Origin of the sequence: Streptomyces brasiliensis, from assembly GCF_014647875.1 — a bacterium.
GTDB lineage: Bacteria > Actinomycetota > Actinomycetes > Streptomycetales > Streptomycetaceae > Streptomyces > Streptomyces brasiliensis.
The window spans coordinates 315,945-333,163 of the sequence record NZ_BMQA01000003.1; the positions used below are offsets into that span (position 1 = coordinate 315,945).

The 17,219-nt window shown below is 69.5% G+C and carries 13 protein-coding genes; 2 read left to right on the top strand and 11 right to left on the bottom strand.

Features of this window, described 5'->3' with window-relative positions:
* Positions 1-248: 248 nt before the first annotated feature.
* The 3 genes from IEZ19_RS07385 to IEZ19_RS07395 all read right to left on the bottom strand — a co-directional run bounded on the left by IEZ19_RS07385 (position 249) and on the right by IEZ19_RS07395 (position 2,551).
* A complete protein-coding gene (locus IEZ19_RS07385; RefSeq protein ID WP_189310257.1) occupies positions 249-1,154 on the bottom strand; it encodes an ADP-ribosylglycohydrolase family protein in 906 nt (301 codons plus the stop codon).
* 12 nt (positions 1,155-1,166) lie between these two features.
* Positions 1,167-1,826: a histidine phosphatase family protein gene (locus IEZ19_RS07390; protein WP_189310258.1), complete on the bottom strand. Its 660-nt coding sequence runs from the start codon at positions 1,824-1,826 to the stop codon at positions 1,167-1,169.
* A 119-nt stretch (positions 1,827-1,945) separates the two neighbouring features.
* Positions 1,946-2,551: a YdbC family protein gene (locus tag IEZ19_RS07395; RefSeq protein WP_189310259.1), complete on the bottom strand. Its 606-nt coding sequence runs from the start codon at positions 2,549-2,551 to the stop codon at positions 1,946-1,948.
* Between the two features lie 150 nt (positions 2,552-2,701).
* Here IEZ19_RS07395 and IEZ19_RS07400 point away from each other — a divergent pair, with 150 nt between their 5' ends.
* Positions 2,702-3,235: a TerD family protein gene (locus IEZ19_RS07400; protein ID WP_189310260.1), complete on the top strand. Its 534-nt coding sequence runs from the start codon at positions 2,702-2,704 to the stop codon at positions 3,233-3,235.
* A gap of 3 nt (positions 3,236-3,238) precedes the next feature.
* Here IEZ19_RS07400 and IEZ19_RS07405 read toward each other — a convergent pair whose 3' ends face one another.
* The 4 genes from IEZ19_RS07405 to nrdR all read right to left on the bottom strand — a co-directional run bounded on the left by IEZ19_RS07405 (position 3,239) and on the right by nrdR (position 8,617).
* Positions 3,239-4,027 carry a DUF2785 domain-containing protein gene (locus IEZ19_RS07405; RefSeq protein ID WP_189310261.1) on the bottom strand — a complete coding sequence of 263 codons (789 nt, stop codon included), beginning with the start codon at positions 4,025-4,027 and terminating at the stop codon, positions 3,239-3,241.
* Positions 4,028-4,132: 105 nt separating this feature from the next.
* Positions 4,133-4,837: a DUF6215 domain-containing protein gene (locus IEZ19_RS07410; RefSeq protein ID WP_229840019.1), complete on the bottom strand. Its 705-nt coding sequence runs from the start codon at positions 4,835-4,837 to the stop codon at positions 4,133-4,135.
* A 169-nt stretch (positions 4,838-5,006) separates the two neighbouring features.
* Positions 5,007-7,901, bottom strand: coding sequence for a vitamin B12-dependent ribonucleotide reductase (locus tag IEZ19_RS07415; RefSeq protein WP_189310262.1), 2,895 nt, complete (start codon positions 7,899-7,901; stop codon positions 5,007-5,009).
* Positions 7,902-8,065: 164 nt separating this feature from the next.
* Positions 8,066-8,617 (bottom strand): transcriptional regulator NrdR, encoded by a 552-nt coding sequence (gene nrdR / locus IEZ19_RS07420; protein WP_189310263.1) that lies wholly within the window; start codon positions 8,615-8,617, stop codon positions 8,066-8,068.
* A gap of 561 nt (positions 8,618-9,178) precedes the next feature.
* Here nrdR and lexA point away from each other — a divergent pair.
* Entirely contained in the window at positions 9,179-9,958 is a 780-nt protein-coding gene (gene lexA, locus IEZ19_RS07425) for a transcriptional repressor LexA (protein ID WP_189310264.1), read from the top strand.
* A gap of 153 nt (positions 9,959-10,111) precedes the next feature.
* Here the strand turns inward: lexA and IEZ19_RS07430 are convergent, their stop codons facing one another.
* The 4 genes from IEZ19_RS07430 to IEZ19_RS07445 form a co-directional block, all read right to left on the bottom strand.
* Positions 10,112-12,088, bottom strand: a complete 1,977-nt coding sequence (locus tag IEZ19_RS07430) for an ATP-dependent DNA helicase (RefSeq protein WP_189310265.1) — start codon at positions 12,086-12,088, stop codon at positions 10,112-10,114.
* Positions 12,089-12,241: 153 nt separating this feature from the next.
* Positions 12,242-13,255, bottom strand: coding sequence for a GNAT family N-acetyltransferase (locus tag IEZ19_RS07435; RefSeq protein ID WP_229840021.1), 1,014 nt, complete (start codon positions 13,253-13,255; stop codon positions 12,242-12,244).
* Positions 13,256-13,324: 69 nt separating this feature from the next.
* Positions 13,325-15,361, bottom strand: a complete 2,037-nt coding sequence (locus tag IEZ19_RS07440; protein ID WP_373296927.1) for an IucA/IucC family protein — start codon at positions 15,359-15,361, stop codon at positions 13,325-13,327.
* 126 nt (positions 15,362-15,487) lie between these two features.
* Positions 15,488-17,068: a diaminobutyrate--2-oxoglutarate transaminase family protein gene (locus IEZ19_RS07445; RefSeq protein WP_189310267.1), complete on the bottom strand. Its 1,581-nt coding sequence runs from the start codon at positions 17,066-17,068 to the stop codon at positions 15,488-15,490.
* Positions 17,069-17,219 lie beyond the last annotated feature (151 nt).

The window sequence follows — 17,219 nt, forward strand, 5'->3', positions numbered from 1 at the left end:
CGGCCATTCGCATGCCGATCGAGAGAACCATCCTGCTCGTGAGAACCAGCCAGGTCACGAGGACGAAAAGCGCGACCAGCACCAGCGGCGCCGACGCCACCCACGACATCACCACACCCCCTGCCACCCTCAAGACCTCTGCCCCGTGTGCACCCATGCGTCGCACTGCCGATGCCACAACAACGCGCCACGGTCACACAGAGTTCCCGGCGAGCACAGAGAGTCTTCAAGCATGCGGCGTGCGGTCTTCAGACCGGCGCTCGCACCCATTCCGGCAGGATCTCCGTCCGCTCCACCCACTCGGTGGGCGGTGTCCCCGCCTTGCCGGCCGCGAGCACGCCGCCCACGATCGCGCAGGTGGTGTCCACGTCTCCGCCGACCTGGGCGGTCGTCCAGAACGCCGTCTCGTAGTCACCGAGGGACCGGGCCGCCGACCAGAGGGCGAAGGGGACGGTGTCATGGGCGCTCGTGCGCCGTCCGCAGCCGAGCACGGCCGCGACGGTGCCGGCGTCACCGTAGTCGAGCATGTCGCGGGCACGCCGCAGACCCGCGCCCACCGCGCTCTTCGGCACGAGCGCGATGACGCCGTCGAGGAGCGCCTCGGCGCTGGGCGGACCGCCCGGGCCGGCGGCGAGCGCGGCGGCCGCGGCGACGGCCATGGCTCCGACAACGGCCTCACGGTGCTGGTGCGTCGGGTACGCCGAGATCTCCGCCTGGTGGGTCGCCTGCTCGGGGTCGTCCGCGTACCAGGCTCCCAGCGGAGCGATGCGCATGGCCGCGCCGTTGCCCCAGGACCCCTGCCCGTTGAAGAGCGCGGCGGCCAGTTCACGCCAGTCGCTGCCCTCCCGGACGAGGCGCAGGAGCCGGTTGACCGCGGGGCCGTAGCCGCGGTCGAAGTCGTGGTGCTCGGCGAAGGACCGGGCCAGGGCGTCCTGGTCGATGCGTTGGTGAGCGGCGAGAACGGCGACCACGGAGCAGGCCATCTCCGTGTCGTCCGTCCACCGCCAGGAGCCGGCCGGCAGCTCGCGGCGCTTCAGCAGCGGGTAGTTCGCGGGGACGAAGAACTGGGAGCCCAGAGCGTCCCCCACCGCCAGTCCGCACAGGCTGGTCAGGGCGCGGTCCAGGCGCCCGGGAGAAGGAGAGTCAGCGGTCATTGCCCTGCCACTCTATCCGGTGATCCAGTACGGTTCCGGATGGCGCCAGCGAACGAAGGGCCGGTCGAGCGTGTACTTGCCGTCGTCGCCGAGAACGAGCATGCGCATCTCGGCGTTCCCGGGGTTCGACAGGGACTCGAATTCCGCGACCGTCCAGTGGAACCAGCGCATGCAGAACAGCCGCATGGCCAGACCGTGGGTCACCAGGAGCACGTTGGGCGGATGGTCTGGAGCCTCGAAGCTGCGGAAGAGGCTCTCCAGGAAGCCGCCGACCCGGTCGTACACGTCGGCGCCGGACTCGCCCTGCGGGAAGCGGAAGAAGAAGTGTCCGTAGGTGTCCCGGTAGGCCTTCTGGAGGCGTACGTCGTCGCGGTCCTGCCAGTTTCCCCAGTCCTGCTCGCGCAGCCGGGGCTCCTCCCGCACCCGTATGAGCTCGGGGTCGAGATGGAAGGCGCGGAGGGTCTCGTGCGTACGGCGGTACGGGGAGACGTACACGCTCACGCGCTCACGCCCGAACGCCTCGCGGAGTTTCTTGCCGGTCTCCTCCGCCTGTTGCCATCCGCGCTCCGTCAGTGCCAGAGCGTGGTCGGGTTCACGCTCGTAAACGGAGTCATCAACATTGCCCATTGATTCGCCGTGCCGGACAAGGACGATGCGCCGTGGTCGTACCATGCCAAAACCCTAGATCGGGTGACGGCCGATCGCGGAACCGTGGGGGCTCCATACGGCGTAGGTCACACGAAGCCCTGCCTCACAGGCCACACTGGGCGCACGTTTCACGGGTTGGGATGTCAAACCGTCCAGGTCGGCTCCAGGTCGACGATGTCGCCGGTGAGTCCTGCGACGTCCGCCTCGGTCTGTGCCCGCAGCGCGAGGCGCTCCACGCGCTCGGTGCGGTACTTGCCGTGCTCGGCGGCCGACCGCCACATCGACAGGACGAGGAACTCATGCTCGGGGGCCTCGGCGAACATCCCGCGGATCATGCCGGGAGAGCCCGCCATCGCGGGGTTCCAGACCTTCTCCTGCATCAGCGTGAAGTGCTCGACACGCTCCTCGTGAATGCGGCAGTGGGCGATGCGGATCAGATCGGAGTCCGTGAACCGCGGTTCGAACCCCGTCTTCACGTCGAACCGGTACTCGAACAGCTTGACCTGGCTGTCCTTGAAGGTGCCCGTCTGGGCCGCCGCGAGCCGGTCGTGCGAGCGGGCCATGAAGGAGTCGTAGAAGGCACGGCTCTCCCAGAACGCGAAGATGTGGACGACTCCCGGCCGCTGCCGGCTCCAGCCTCCGCCCTGCCCACGAAATCCCGGCTCCCCCAGAAGCCCCGCCCACTTTCGCTGCCCCCGCTCGAAGCCGCGGCGGTCCACCACGGTGCAGCGAATCCACTTGACCAGCACCGCGCCATGGTAAGGCCATGCGGCGTGGCGCCGGTCACGCTCGGGCGGAGATCACCCGCGCGCACGCCCCCGCGTGCGTGGCACGATGGACAACGAGTCTTGGCTACCTGGCAGTTGGAGCCGCAGGCGATCAGGGGAAGGGGAGACCTGGTGAACGGCTTGAGCAAGGGAATCCGCAGGGTCGAGGTCGCACTGAAGTGGGATCCGAGTCCCGCGGGACAGCCGCCCACCGATCTGGACATCGTCGCGGCGACCTATCTGGCGAACGACCCGTACGCGACACCGGCGTACCTGGTGCACTTCGACAGCCGCTCGCCCGACGGCACGATCTATCTCAACAGGGACAGCAAGGACGGCAAGGGCTTCGGCTGGGACGAGGTCATGACGCTCGAACTCGACCGGCTCGATGCCCGGTACGCGCGCGTTGTGGTGGGTGTCGTCATCCAACAGCGGGACGCGGCACGGACGTTCGTCAACGTGCTGAACCCGGGCGTGCGCATACGCGAGGGCTACACCGTCCTCGCCGAGGACGGCTTCGGTTCCGTCCTCGGGGCGACGGCGACGACGGTCGCGGAGTTCGTGCGCGGCGCGTCCGGCGGGTGGGACTTCCGGCACGCCATGAACGGCTTCGAGGACGACCCCGTGACCTTCACGAGGACGATGGGCGCGCTGGGCCGGCCCTGACGTTCAACCCGTGTACGGGGCGACGATCGCGAGTGTCTCGGCCAGGGCCTTCAGGACGGCCTCGCGGTGGGTGAGCGCGTGCGGGGGCTCGTCCGTGTTGCGCGTGTTCAGGCCCCGGTCAGCCAGGAGGTAGAGCATGCGCAGCGTCCGCATGGTGTTCGAGGCCCAGGCGGGCACCGGTCCGGGTTCGCCCGTCCTGAAGGCCCTGGCGACGGGTTCGAGCCACTGCGTCGACCGGGCCTCGGTCAGGCCGGGGTGGCTCAGGATCTGAGCGAGCGCGTACGCGAGGCGGTCGTCCTCCTGGGCGTCGAAGACGTGGTCCGTGGGCGCCAGGAGCCGGGCCACGGCGGACCCGGCGAGCGAAAGCGGATCCTGCCCGGGGCGCCTGGCCAGGGCGGCCAGGAGGTCCGCGCCGTGCGCGGCGGCGTGCACCCAGCCGAGCACCGGGTCATGGCCGCGCAGATCCGTTTCTGCCGGGTACCAGTCGGCGAAGGCCCGCCACCATTCCCGCCGCCAGTCACCCGCCTCGACGATCCGGGCCAGGACCAGAGGTGCGAAGGCACGGGCCTGAACGGCGGGATGATCGAAGTGTGCGGCCATCCGGTCACCGAGGAGGTGACGCTCGGTCGCGTCCAAGGACGGTATCCAGCGCACGGCAGTGACGTACCCCCGCTCGTCGCGCACCTCGGGGTCCGGGGAACGCAGGTCCGCGACGAGCGCGGCGAGTGCTACGGCACGGCCCGGCCCGGAGAGCTCGCGGATGTCGCCGTCGTACGTCTGCGATGTGGTCATGCGCGGAGGCTACGACGCCCGGCCACGGGCTGGGAATGGCGCTGCCCCGGGCGCTGCGGGGATTGCCGCAGAGTGCGGGCGATCGGCGACTTCGCCCAGGTCCCCTCAGACGGCGGTCCAGCCCGGGATCCTCGGCAGTACCTTCTCGGCGACCCACAGCAATGCGGTGTCGTCGGGCGGCACTGCGTCCTGGCGCCAGATGTCGATCTCGAAGGAACCGCCACCGTCCTTCGCGTCCCGGGCGACGAGCAGGCTGCGGGCGATGCCGCCGGGTCCGGTGGCGGCCTTGCCGTCGTGGAAGGAGATGGCGATGGTCCGGTCCGAGTAGAGAACCGCGGGATGCCCCAGGATCGTCCTGCGCTCCACGGTCGTACCCAGCAAGTCGGCGTATTCGCCGATCGGAAGATGATCGTCGGACGCCGAGAGCTTCACGGAGTAGGTGTCGAGCTGGACGTTCGCCTCCGGTGACGCGATCTTGGTGCCGCCGGCTAGTTTGATGAAGCCGTCGCTGCCGTATGCGTTCAGCGCGTACTCCGTGGGCGTGCCCAGGAGTCCGGGCAGGTCCGGAAGGTTCAGCGCGGTGCACAGCTGCGCGCCGGAAACGATTTTCGGCGACGAAATGGGCTTCAACGACTTGGTGCCGTGCGGCTTCTCGCAGGCGGCCGGCCCCGGATCGGTGCTCGTTCCCCACTCGGAGACCTCTCCCAGCCCCCACATGCCTCCCAGGACGCCGCCGACCACCACCACGGCCGCCACGGCCTGAGCCCCCGCGCTCATGCCCTTGCCGGATTCCTTGAGACCCTCCGTCATGTCTCCCCACCCGACCGCGCGCCCGATGCGCGCTGGGGGAGCCTGACCGGTGATCGTTTCGCCGGAAAGAGATATTCGTGCCGGGTGGCACAAACGCCGAGGGTGGTGGCACCGGGACTCCGGCACCACCACCCTGATCAGCTACTTCATGCCCGGCGGGCGGGCGGGATCAGCTGCAGCCGCTCGTCGAGCCGCAGCCCTCGCAGATGTAGCAGGAACCGGCCCGCTGCATCTTCGTACCGCAGGAGAAGCACAGCGGGGCGTCGGCCTGGATGCCCAGCTGCATCTCCACCAGCTCGGCGCTGGTGTGGGCCTGCCGCGGAGCGGGCCTGGCCGCCTCGATGTCGGCCTTCGGCGTGGCGACCGCCTTCAGTTCCTGGGTGCGCGGCGCCGACTGGGCCAGGCCCTCGACGTCGACCTCGTCATCGGCGGGCTCGTACGAACCCGTCTCCAGGTGGCGCTGACGCTCCTCGGCGGAGTGGATGCCGAGCGCCGAACGCGTCTCGAAGGGCAGGAAGTCCAGCGCCAGACGGCGGAAGATGTAGTCGACGATCGACTGTGCCATCCGCACGTCCGGGTCGTCCGTCATGCCGGCCGGCTCGAAGCGCATGTTCGTGAACTTCGAGACGTACGTCTCCAGCGGCACGCCGTACTGGAGGCCGACCGAGACGGCGATGGAGAAGGCATCCATCATGCCCGCGAGCGTGGAGCCCTGCTTGGACATCTTCAGGAAGACCTCGCCGAGACCGTCGTCCGGGTAGGAGTTGGCGGTCATGTAGCCCTCGGCGCCGCCGACCGTGAAGGACGTGGTGATGCCGGGACGACCCTTCGGGAGGCGCTTGCGGACCGGGCGGTACTCGACGACCTTCTCGACCGTCTCACGGATGGTGGCCTCGGCCTTCTCCGTGATCTCGGCCTTCTCCTTCTCCTTGGTCTTGGCGGAGAGCGGCTGGCCGACCTTGCAGTTGTCGCGGTAGATCGCGAGCGCCTTGACACCCAGCTTCCAGGCCTCGAAGTAGATCTCCTCGACCTCCTCGACGGTCGCCGACTCCGGCATGTTGACCGTCTTGGAGATGGCGCCGGAGATCCACGGCTGGATGGCCGCCATCATGCGGACGTGGCCCATCGGGGAGATGGCGCGCTCGCCCATGGCGCAGTCGAAGACCTCGTAGTGCTCGTGCTTGAGGCCCGGCGCGTCGATCACATTGCCGTGCTCGGCGATGTGGGCGACGATCGCCTCGATCTGCTCCTCCTGGTAACCGAGGCGGCGCAGCGCCTGCGGCACGGTGCCGTTGACGATCTGCATGGAGCCGCCGCCGACCAGCTTCTTGAACTTGACCAGCGCCAGGTCCGGCTCGACACCGGTGGTGTCGCAGGACATCGCGAGACCGATGGTGCCGGTCGGCGCGAGGACGGACGCCTGGGAGTTGCGGAAGCCGTTCTTCTGGCCGAGGCGCAGGACGTCCTGCCAGGCCTCCGTGGCGGCGGCCCACACCGGGGTGTCCAGGTCGTCCATGCGGACGGCCTCGGCGTTGGCGTCGGCGTGCTGCTTCATCACGCGCAGGTGCGGCTGCTCGTTGCGGGCGTAACCGTCGTACGGGCCGACGACCGCGGCGAGTTCGGCGGAGCGCTTGTACGCGGTACCGGTCATCAAGGAGGTGATGGCACCGGCGAGGGCGCGGCCGCCGTCGGAGTCGTACGCGTGGCCGGTCGCCATCAGCAGTGCGCCGAGGTTGGCGTAGCCGATGCCGAGCTGGCGGAACGCGCGCGTGTTCTCACCGATCTTCTGGGTCGGGAAGTCCGCGAAGCAGATCGAGATGTCCATCGCGGTGATGACCAGCTCGACGACCTTGGCGAAGCGCTCGACGTCGAAGGACTGGTGGCCCTTGCCGTCGTCCTTCAGGAACTTCATCAGGTTCAGCGAGGCGAGGTTGCAGGACGTGTTGTCCAGGTGCATGTACTCGCTGCACGGGTTCGAGCCGTTGATGCGGCCGGACTCCGGGCACGTGTGCCAGTGGTTGATGACGTCGTCGTACTGCACGCCCGGGTCGGCACAGGCCCAGGCCGCTTCGGCCATCTTGCGGAACAGCGCCTTCGCGTCGACCTCCTCGATGACCTCACCGGTCATCCGCGCGCGGAGGCCGAACTTTCCACCGGACTCGACCGCCTTCATGAACTCGTCGTTCACGCGGACCGAGTTGTTGGCGTTCTGGTACTGGACGGAGGTGATGTCGTCGCCGCCGAGGTCCATGTCGAAGCCCGCGTCACGCAGGGCCCGGATCTTCTCCTCCTCCTTCACCTTGGTCTCGATGAAGTCCTCGACGTCCGGGTGGTCGACGTCCAGGATGACCATCTTCGCGGCACGGCGGGTGGCACCACCGGACTTGATCGTGCCGGCCGAGGCGTCGGCACCGCGCATGAAGGAGACCGGACCGGAGGCGTTGCCGCCGGACGACAGCAGTTCCTTGGAGGAACGGATGCGGGAGAGGTTCAGGCCGGCGCCGGAGCCGCCCTTGAAGATCATGCCCTCTTCCTTGTACCAGTCGAGGATCGACTCCATGGAGTCGTCGACGGACAGGATGAAACAGGCGGAGACCTGCTGGGGCTGCGGGGTGCCCACGTTGAACCACACGGGGCTGTTGAAGCTGAAGATCTGGTGCAGGAGGGCGTACGCCAGCTCGTGCTCGAAGATCTCCGCGTCGGCGGGCGACGCGAAGTACTTGTAGTCCTCACCGGCCTTCCGGTACGTCTTCACGATGCGGTCGATCAGCTGCCGGAGGCTGGTCTCGCGCTGCGGGGTGCCGACGGCACCGCGGAAGTACTTGCTGGTGACGATGTTGACCGCGTTCACCGACCAGAAGTCGGGGAACTCGACGCCACGCTGCTCGAAGTTGACCGAGCCGTCGCGCCAGTTGGTCATGACGACGTCACGGCGCGCCCACTCGACCTCGTCGTACGGGTGCACGCCGGGGGTGGTGTGGATGCGCTCGATACGCAGCCCCTTGGTGACCTTGGTTCCCTTGGCTCGGGAACCTCGTGCCGGACCGCTCGCCGTCTCTGTCATGCCGCCTCCCTCTACGGGCAAAACGCCCTGAAATGCCCCGATGTTCCCGTGGCACAGTGTTCTGTCTGGTGTCGCGGGCACCCTCACGCTGCCGCCCGCAACAGATCTTCGATAGCCGCCGTCCGGCCGGAACCGGAGTCCCCTGCCCGGTTCCGGCCCGCCGATCAGTCGGCGGCGTGGGCGGGCACCGGAACCTGCTCGGTCCCGCCGCGCCCGCGATCGTCTTCCTGGCTCCCCGCTCCCGCGTCTTCGTCCTCCGTGGCGGGGCCGCGCGTCGCTTCCCTCAGTTCCGCGATCGCGGCCTCGAAGTCCTCGAGCGAGTCGAACGCCCGGTACACGGAGGCGAATCGCAGATAGGCCACCAGGTCGAGCTCCTGCAACGGGCCGAGTATGGCCAGACCCACGTCATGGGTGGTCAGCTCGGCACTGCCGGTGGCGCGCACCGCCTCCTCGACCCGCTGACCGAGCTGGGCGAGCGCGTCCTCGGTGACAGGCCGCCCCTGGCATGCCTTGCGCACGCCGTTGATGACCTTGGTACGGCTGAAAGGCTCGGTGACTCCGGACCGCTTGACCACCATGAGCGAACACGTCTCCACGGTCGTGAAACGACGGGAGCAGTCGGGGCACTGGCGGCGCCTGCGGATCGACGTGCCGTCGTCGGTCGTACGACTGTCGACGACGCGGCTGTCGGGGTGCCTGCAGAAGGGGCAGTGCATGATCTCCAACCCTCCTCACAGCAGACTCAATAGCCCCGAAAGACCTCTTGGGCCCCTCGGAGCAGCCCCAAGCATAGGCGATCGTGGAACCACCGAGGACCCGGGGGACCACAACTTGTGGGCTGCTCTTGCAATCCAACCACTAGATGTGGGGATCGGCTCACACATTGAGCCTATGCGCGTGTCGCGCGCGTGCGACGCGGCACCACAGCACCGCCCACTTCCCGGAACACGTACACGCACGGCCGTATCGCGGTGGCACTTACGGAGATACCGTGGGCGCCGCACGGAGAACGCGTGGGACTCCGGCGCAGAGCGGACCCGGTTCACGGTTGACCGAGTCCCGAATGGCAGACTGGGGAAACAACCCGCTAGGCCACCACCACGGCGGTGAAGCGTACAACAATGAGCGCTTTTGTCCGTCGGGTACCGCGTCAGCCATACACCCAGACACATGATCGCGACAGGTGAACCGCCGCTTTTCACTCGAACGTGTGTTTGGCGCAACCTTTCGAAAGCTACTACCGTTGTCCAGCAGGGAGACCATCGAGAGGGGCCGACGTGACCACCACCGCAGACAGCGCCACCATCACCGCCCAGGACCGCTCCCAGGGCCGACTCGAGCCGGTGCATGCGATGAACGAAGCCGTGAATCCCGAAGCGCACAAGCGCTCCTTGCCCGGCCGACCTCCAGGAATCAGGGCGGACAGCTCGGGACTCACCGACCGGCAGCGCCGTGTGATCGAAGTGATCCGGGACTCGGTCCAACGGCGGGGCTACCCGCCGTCGATGCGGGAGATCGGTCAGGCCGTCGGCCTCTCCAGCACCTCCTCGGTCGCGCACCAGCTCATGGCACTCGAGCGGAAGGGCTTCCTGCGCCGCGACCCGCACCGCCCGCGCGCGTACGAGGTGCGCGGCTCCGACCAGGCGGTCACCGTGCAGCCCACGGACACCGCGGGCAAGCCCGCCGCGTCGTACGTCCCGCTGGTCGGCCGTATCGCCGCCGGTGGCCCGATCCTCGCCGAGGAGTCGGTGGAGGACGTCTTCCCTCTCCCCCGCCAGCTGGTCGGTGACGGTGAGCTGTTCGTGCTGAAGGTCGTCGGCGACTCCATGATCGAGGCCGCGATCTGCGACGGCGACTGGGTCACTGTCCGCCGCCAGCCGGTCGCAGAGAACGGCGACATCGTGGCCGCCATGCTCGATGGCGAGGCGACCGTCAAGCGCTTCAAGCGCGAGGACGGCCACGTCTGGCTCCTCCCCCACAACTCGGCCTACGAGCCGATCCCCGGCGACGACGCGACCATCCTGGGCAAGGTCGTCGCGGTGCTGCGGCGCGTGTGACGGGTGCGTCGGGCGGGCCGGCCCCCGTCCCCTGACCGGGCCCCGGGACCTCTGCGCCGGTTCCGGGGCCCTGAGCTGTACGGGCCCAGGTCGCCCGGGGGCGACGTGATCATGGGGCGGCCGGACCCGGCGCCGGGTCCGGCCGCCCCATGATCACGTCGCCCCGGCCTGCTGAGCCGCCGCGTCGATGGCCGCGAGCGACTTCCGGACCTGGTTACGGTCCGTCGTGTACCAGAAGTCGGGCAGTGAAGCCTTGAGATAACCGCCGTACCGCGCGGTGGCGAGCCGCTGGTCGAGTACGGCGACCACACCGCGGTCCTCGGAAGCCCGTACGAGACGGCCGGCACCCTGGGCCATGAGGAGCGCGGCGTGCGTGGCGGCGACCGCCATGAAGCCGTTGCCCCCGGCGTCCTCCACCGCCTTCTGACGGGCGCTCATCAGCGGGTCGTCGGGGCGCGGGAACGGGATCTTGTCCATGACGACCAGTTGGCAGCTGGGGCCGGGGACGTCGACGCCCTGCCACAGTGACAGCGTGCCGAACAGGCAGGTCTTCGGGTCCGCCGAGAAGTTCTTGATCAACTCGCCGAGCGTCTCCTCGCCCTGGAGCAGGATGGGGAACTCGGGGATCCTGGTGCGCAGTTCCTCGGCGGCGAGCTGGGCGGCCCGCATCGAGGAGAACAGGCCCAGCGTGCGGCCGCCGGCCGCCTGGATGAGCTCGGTCAGCTCGTCGAGCATGTCGGCGCGGTCGGCGTCCCGTGCGGGGCGCGACAGGTGCTTGGCCACATAGAGGATGCCCTGCTTGCGGTAGTCGAAGGGCGAGCCGACATCGACGCCCTTCCACTTCGGAACGTCCTCGCCCTCTGCTCCCTCCGGGGCGAGGCCGAGGGAGGCGCCGACTCCGTTGAAGTCACCGCCCAGTTTGAGGGTCGCTGAGGTGAGGACGACGGACCGGTCCGCGAAGAGCTTCTCCCTGAGGAGACCGGAGACGGACATGGGGGCGACGCGCAGGGAAGCGCCGAAGCGGTCGTGACGCTCGTACCAGACGACGTCCCACTCGGAGCCGTTGACCACGCGCTCCGCCACGTCGTGCACCGCCTCCACCGAGGCCAGGGCCTGTTTGCGGACCGCGTCCTCGTCCTGGACAGACTTGTCGCGGGTCGCGCCGATGCCCGAGATGACCGTCCGGGCTGCATCCCGCAGGGCCATCAGGGCATAGGCGAGGTCCTCAGGGATCTCCTCCAGGCGACCGGGCAGCGCCAGCTCCATGAGCCGCTCGAAGCCCTCGGCGGCGGTCTGGAGCTGGTCGGCGGCCTTCTCGTTGACGAGCTTCGCGGCCCGGCGCACGGCTCGGTTGACCTGGCCTGGCGTGAGCTCGCCGGTCGCGACACCCGTGACCCGTGAGACCAGTTCGTGCGCCTCGTCAACGATCAGCACTTCATGCTGCGGGAGCACCGGGGCACCCTCGATGGCGTCGATCGCGAGCAGCGCATGGTTGGTGACGACGACCTCGGCGAGCTTGGCGCGCTCGCGGGCCAGCTCGGCGAAGCACTCGGCGCCGTACGCGCACTTCGAAGCACCCAGGCATTCCCGCGAAGACACCGACACCTGCGCCCAGGCCCGGTCGGAGACGCCGGGTGTGAGGCCGTCGCGGTCGCCGCTCTCGGTCTCGTCCGCCCAGTCGCGCATCCGCAGCAGGTCCTGCCCCAGTTTGCTGGTGGGTGCCGCCGCCTCGAACTGGTCGAAGAGTCCCTCTTCCTCGTCCTGCGGAACGCCCTCGTGGAGACGGTGCAGGCACAGGTAGTTCGACCTGCCCTTGAGCATCGCGAACTCCGGGCGGCGGCGCAGCAACGGATGCAGCGCGTCCACCGTGCGCGGCAGGTCGCGCTCCACGAGCTGGCGCTGCAGCGCGAGGGTCGCCGTCGCCACGACGACGCGCTCGCCGTGCGCGAGCGCGGGCACGAGATAGCCGAGCGACTTTCCGGTGCCGGTACCGGCCTGGACCAGCAGGTGGGATCCGTCACCGATCGCCTCGGCGACCGATTCGGCCATGGTCACCTGGCCGGGGCGCTCCGTACCGCCGACAGCTGTGACAGCGGCATGCAGGAGTTCGGGGAGTGAGGGCTTCGTCATAGCCCGACCACCCTACGGCCCGGCACTGACAAACGGGTGATCAAGGCTCGGACGGGCGGTGGGGACACGGGTGGGGCTCCAGGAGAAGGGGGTGGGACGGGAACCCGGGCGGCCCGAGCGGTGTACCACATGTGAAGGCGTCGTCACGTAGCGCTACATCAGATGACGCAGGGACCGGTCTCGGATCATGAGGGCGGCCCGCTTGGCGGGCAGGTCGACCTCGACGGCGAACCGGAAGCCCGCAGAGAGGAAAGCGGCGATGGAGGGGGTGTTGCGAAGATCGGGTTCGGCGATGACCCGTGCACAGGAGGGACGCCGGTCCAGGACCAGGTCGGCCACGGCTCTGAGCAGAGCCGAGCCCAGTCCCCGCCCCCGGTCGGCGACATCGCCGACGAGGAGGTGGATCCCGGTGTCGTGCGGGCGGGCCGGATAGTGGCGGGCCAGTGGATCCAGGTCCGCCCGATAGATCTCCCAGTAGCTCATGGGGGTGCCGTCCAGCACGCCGAGGCACGGAACGCTGCGCCCGTCGCCGGTGAGTTGGGCGCGGAGGTGGTCCTCGGTGCGGGAAGGAGGCCCGGCCAGTTCCCAGAACGCGGCGACGGCGGGGTCGTTCATCCAGCGGCTGATGAGCGGCAGGTCGTGTTCCGGGCGGACCGGGACGAGCTCGAAGGGACCGGCAGAGGTGTCTCCGGGGCCCCAGGCTCCTACGCGGTCGAGCAGGTCGTCGTCTTGCGTGGAAACCGGGTTGTTGTCGTTCGCGACGGCAGGTGGGGCCTGGTCCACGACCTCGAACCGGGCATGGTCCACCACCGAGAACGGGGCAACGTCCGCGACAGTGGCCGAAGCGTCGTCCGTCAGGGCGAGCAAATCATCGTCCATGAGGGCGAGTTGATCCGGGGCGGTGACGGGTCGCACTGCGGCTCGGGCGAACCCTCCGTCGGCGCCGGCAGGCTTGCCTTCAGCGGGGGTTGAGCGGACTTCCGCGTTCCGCTCTCCCTTCCGGCCATCGCCGTCGGCTGTCTCCCCGGCGAAGAGGGCGACAAGTTCGTCAGGGAGACGCAGGTCCAGTGTGTCCTCGCTGTCTCCGCCGGAGCCGGGACGGCCCGGGTACTCCGGGGCCGGGACAGGGCCGTGGCCGGCGTCGGCGCTCGCGTCGGTGGGAGGCACAGCGCCCTCCTTTCGGGAGCCGAGGTGGGTCATGGTCCTCGGGGGTGAATGAAGTCGATGCTGTTCGGTTCAGCAGTGAAGGGGGTTGGCGATGGTGACGTAGATGGACTGGGTGTCGACCGGGCCCACGAGTTCGTCGAGACCATGCAGCCGGGTCAGCAGATTGGCCTTGCAGCGCAGGACGGGTGAGTCGAGCAGGAGGGAGGGCAGAGACGTGCGAAGAGGTGCAGGCCCCGAGGTGACGTCCGCGAGGAATCGGCGGAAGGCGGCGAGCAGCAGCGTCTCGTCGGCGAGATGCTGGGAGCCGAAGGCGCCGATCACGCCGAGCACGTTGTTGATGGCGAGGTAATAGGCGAAGCGTTCATCGGCGACCTCGTCGGAGACGAAGGTGTCGCTCCGCTCGCCGATGCCGGGCAGTCGGGCATTCAGATCGGCACGCCGGGATGAGCGGAAGTAGTAACCCTGGTTGTCGCGGTACCGGCCGCCCACCGGCCAGCCGTCCGGGTCCAGCAGGAGCAGCGTGTTCTGCTGGTGCGCTTCGAGGGCGATGCCGGCCTCGCTGTCCAGCCACAGCACAGGACGCACGACCTGCTCCAGGTACCGCAGGAACCACTCTGCAGCGACGGCACCACGGGAGCGGCCCGACCGCTCGACCAGCCGCGTGACGACGTGGGCGAGACGGGAGCCGAGAGGTGGTGGTGTCCCTCTGCCCCCGTACTCGGATCCGGGGTCATCAGCCAGTGCGTCTCTGCCGGCAGCAGGACGGGCCATGGGCCGGGGCGAAACGAGACCGGCGACGCAGGAGACGTCGTCGGACGGGAGGAAGGGGTTGTACCGGATCACCACGTCGAGGCCGGGGACGGGCAGGCCGTCGGGGCCGTCGACGGCCACCCAGGCGGGATCGCGAACGATGTCGAAGCCCGGGTGCACGGCCTGCCACTGCCTGGACAGGCCGCTGCGCAACAGACGGTGGACCTCGACGCCACGGTGGAGTTCCTTGCGGAGGTTCTCACGGCGGGAGTTGGTGATTCGAAGACCCAGCGACAGTTTGAGCATCGCAGGGGTGCCGGACTGGTGGACGGTGCGTACGGAGGAGGTGGGGTTCCAGGGAGGGCCGTAGGGGCCGAGGTCCCGGAGCAGCCCGGCATCGAGCAGGGCCGCGATCTCGTCGCGGTGCCGGACCTCGCGCGATTGCCACGGGTGCAGGGGCAGAGCGGCGTAGCCGTCGGGCAACGGGAGGCTGGTGCCCGCGAGCCGTGCCGTGAGGTGCTCCGCCGGAACGGGACGGCCGCGGTCCGTCCAGGCCGAGTCGGTTGTGAGCACGGAAGGCGCGACAGCCATCCAGTGGAGGGGAAAGGAGCCGCGTAATTCGGGTGAGTACAGGCGGGCTTCGGTACCGGACAGGTCTTCGCGACTCTTCGGGGTCGGGTGCAGGGGGTGTCCGAGGAGCAGTGCCTGCTCGGCGCTGAGAAAGAGGTCGGGACCGTCGGCGGGCTGCTCACGCCGGTCGCTGATGAACGTGACGGTACGGGCGACGGAGTCGGCCACCCTGGCAACGAGGTCACCGCCGTGCGTCGTCACGGCGGCTACGGGGTCGGTCGCTGCGGCGCCGGTTCCGGGGGGTGTTTCCCTGGAGAGCAGTGCCGCGAGCGTGACGGCGTCGACCGGCGGGATGTTCTCGAGCCACCCGGATGCTTCGGCAACGCGCGGGAGACCGAAGCGGTGCCAGCCGGTCGGGGACCAGTAGTGGACCGGTGCGGTGAGCGCTGTTCCGGTGGCGGGAAGGGGGATGTGCAGGGTGCCTGACTCGGGTGCGGGGAGGTTCGCCTCCCGTACCCAGCATCGGAGCAGGTTCTCCATGGCCGCGGCCTGGGCGGCGGTGTGGGGGTCAGGGTGTTCCAGGGGGTCGGCCGCAGGCGGTGGGCACTCGGCCTCCGGGGTGCGGTGCCGCTGCTCGGGGAGCGGCTCCCTCGCCGGTGCGGGGCCCGACGCCGGTACCGATCCTGATGCCGGTCCCGCTCCTGGCCACCCCGCTGAAGCCTGCGTCACCAGGGAGTTGTCGTCAGGAGTGTGCGAACGGGAGGTGGTGGTAGGAGTGCTGTTCAAGACGGTTCCTCAATGCGGTTCGGGCTGACGCGGCTCCGCGAGACGGGACGGGGTCGAGCGGGAGCGGTGCGGCAGAGGCTGGACGGCCGAGGTGCGCCGAGAGGCGGCCGATTGGCGCTCGCCCCGCTAACCGGCCCTGCCGGTACCACCTTCGGATCGGCGGCCGGTACGGCCCTCGGGTCGCCGGGGACGACCGACCCGGCCCGTGTCGCTGCGGGCCACCGCTGCCACCGCGTCGGTGAGTCGGTCCAGGACCGCTGCCGCTTGTTCATCGCTGATCGTGAGAGGAGGGAGAAGCCTGACAACACTTGAGTGACGTCCGCCGAGTTCCACGATCAGGCCTCGGCGCAGGCACTCCCGCTGGACGGCGGCGGCGAGTTCGGGAGCCGCGCGCGGTGGGGTGCCGGCGAACTCGTGCTCGGTGCCGAGGCCGGCCAAGGCTGGTTCTCCCGCTCCCGCTGCTTCCCCGGCTCCCGCTGCTCTTCGCGCCCGCGCGGATTCCTCGGCCCCGGTTACTCCCCGGGCTCCGACTGATCTCCCGATTCCCGCTGGCTCCCCGCCCCCCTCCGGATCCACCAACTCAACGCCGATCATCAGCCCCCGTCCCCGGACGTCACCCACGCAAGCGAACTCCCGCTTGAGCTCATGCAGTTGGAGCAGCATCCGGGAGCCGAGTCCGGCCGCACGTTCGGCGAGACCGTTTTCGCGGACGTGGGTGAGGGTTGCCGTGCCGGCGGCCATGGCGAGTTGGTTGCCGCGGAAGGTGCCCGCGTGGGCGCCGGGTTCCCAGACGTCGAGGTCGTCGCGGTAGACCACGACAGCCAGGGGGAGGCTGCCGCCGATGGCCTTGGACAGGACCATCACGTCGGGCGTGATGCCGCTGTGCTCCACGGCCCAGAAGGCGCCGGTGCGGCCGACTCCGGTCTGGATCTCGTCGGCGATCAGCGGGATGGACCGGTCGGCGGTGATCTTCCGCATGCGGCGCAGCCAGTCGTCGGGGGCGGGGATCACTCCGCCCTCGCCCAGGACGGGCTCGAGGATCATCCCGGCGGGGAGAGGGACGCCCGACTTCGGGTCGTCGAGGAGGGACTCGGTCCAGCGGGCGCCGAGTTCCGCGCCGAACGGGCCGCCGACGCCGAAGGGGCAGCGGTAGTCCTGGGGATAGGGGAGGCGGGCGACCCGTACGTCGTCGGCGCCGCCGGACGCGGCCAGGGCGCCGGAGGTCATGCCGTGGTAGGCGCCGGTGAAGGCGAGGATTCCGGTGCGGCCGGTCGCCGTCCGGACCAGTTTGAACGCCGCTTCGACGGCGTCCGTGCCGGCCGGGCCGCAGAACTGGACGCGGGCGCGGTCGGCGAGGCCAGGAGGGAGGGTGCGGAACAGTTCGGTGATGAAGGCGTCCTTGACGGGGGTCGCCAGGTCGAGGACGGAGAGGGGGGCGCCCGAGTCGAGGACCTTGCGGATGGCTTCCAGGACGACCGGGTGGTTGTGGCCGAGGGCGAGGGTTCCTGCGCCGGAGAGACAGTCGAGGTAGCGGCGGCCGTCGGCACCCTCGATGGTCAGCCCGCGGGCGCGCACCGGCACGATGGGGAGGGCCCGCGCATAGGTGCGCGCCGAGGACTCGCGCGCCGACTGGCGCCTCAGGATTCCTTCGTGCGCGCCGCGCGCTCCCTCGCACGTCTCCCCGGTCAACGACTCGGTCACGGCCACGGTTCCCTGTCCTCCCGCTGTCCAGAGGCGAGTTGATCCGCGGGGACCGGGTGCAGGCAGCGGGCCCCCCACCGCTACAACCCCGGACGGCTCAGGGGGTTACGGGTTGACTCAAGATCCTTGCCGTGACGGAACTGTTGCCGTTCGGTCG

Excerpts from the sequence above, each read along its gene's own strand:
- nrdR (WP_189310263.1), bottom strand. The coding sequence starts at position 8,617 with ATGCACTGCCCCTTCTGCAGGCACCCCGACAGCCGCGTCGTCGACAGT.
- IEZ19_RS07415 (WP_189310262.1), bottom strand. The coding sequence starts at position 7,901 with ATGACAGAGACGGCGAGCGGTCCGGCACGAGGTTCCCGAGCCAAGGGA.
- IEZ19_RS07405 (WP_189310261.1), bottom strand. The coding sequence starts at position 4,027 with ATGACCACATCGCAGACGTACGACGGCGACATCCGCGAGCTCTCCGGG.
- IEZ19_RS07385 (WP_189310257.1), bottom strand. The coding sequence starts at position 1,154 with ATGACCGCTGACTCTCCTTCTCCCGGGCGCCTGGACCGCGCCCTGACC.
- IEZ19_RS07430 (WP_189310265.1), bottom strand. The coding sequence starts at position 12,088 with ATGACGAAGCCCTCACTCCCCGAACTCCTGCATGCCGCTGTCACAGCT.
- IEZ19_RS07410 (WP_229840019.1), bottom strand. The coding sequence starts at position 4,837 with ATGACGGAGGGTCTCAAGGAATCCGGCAAGGGCATGAGCGCGGGGGCT.
- IEZ19_RS07390 (WP_189310258.1), bottom strand. The coding sequence starts at position 1,826 with ATGGTACGACCACGGCGCATCGTCCTTGTCCGGCACGGCGAATCAATG.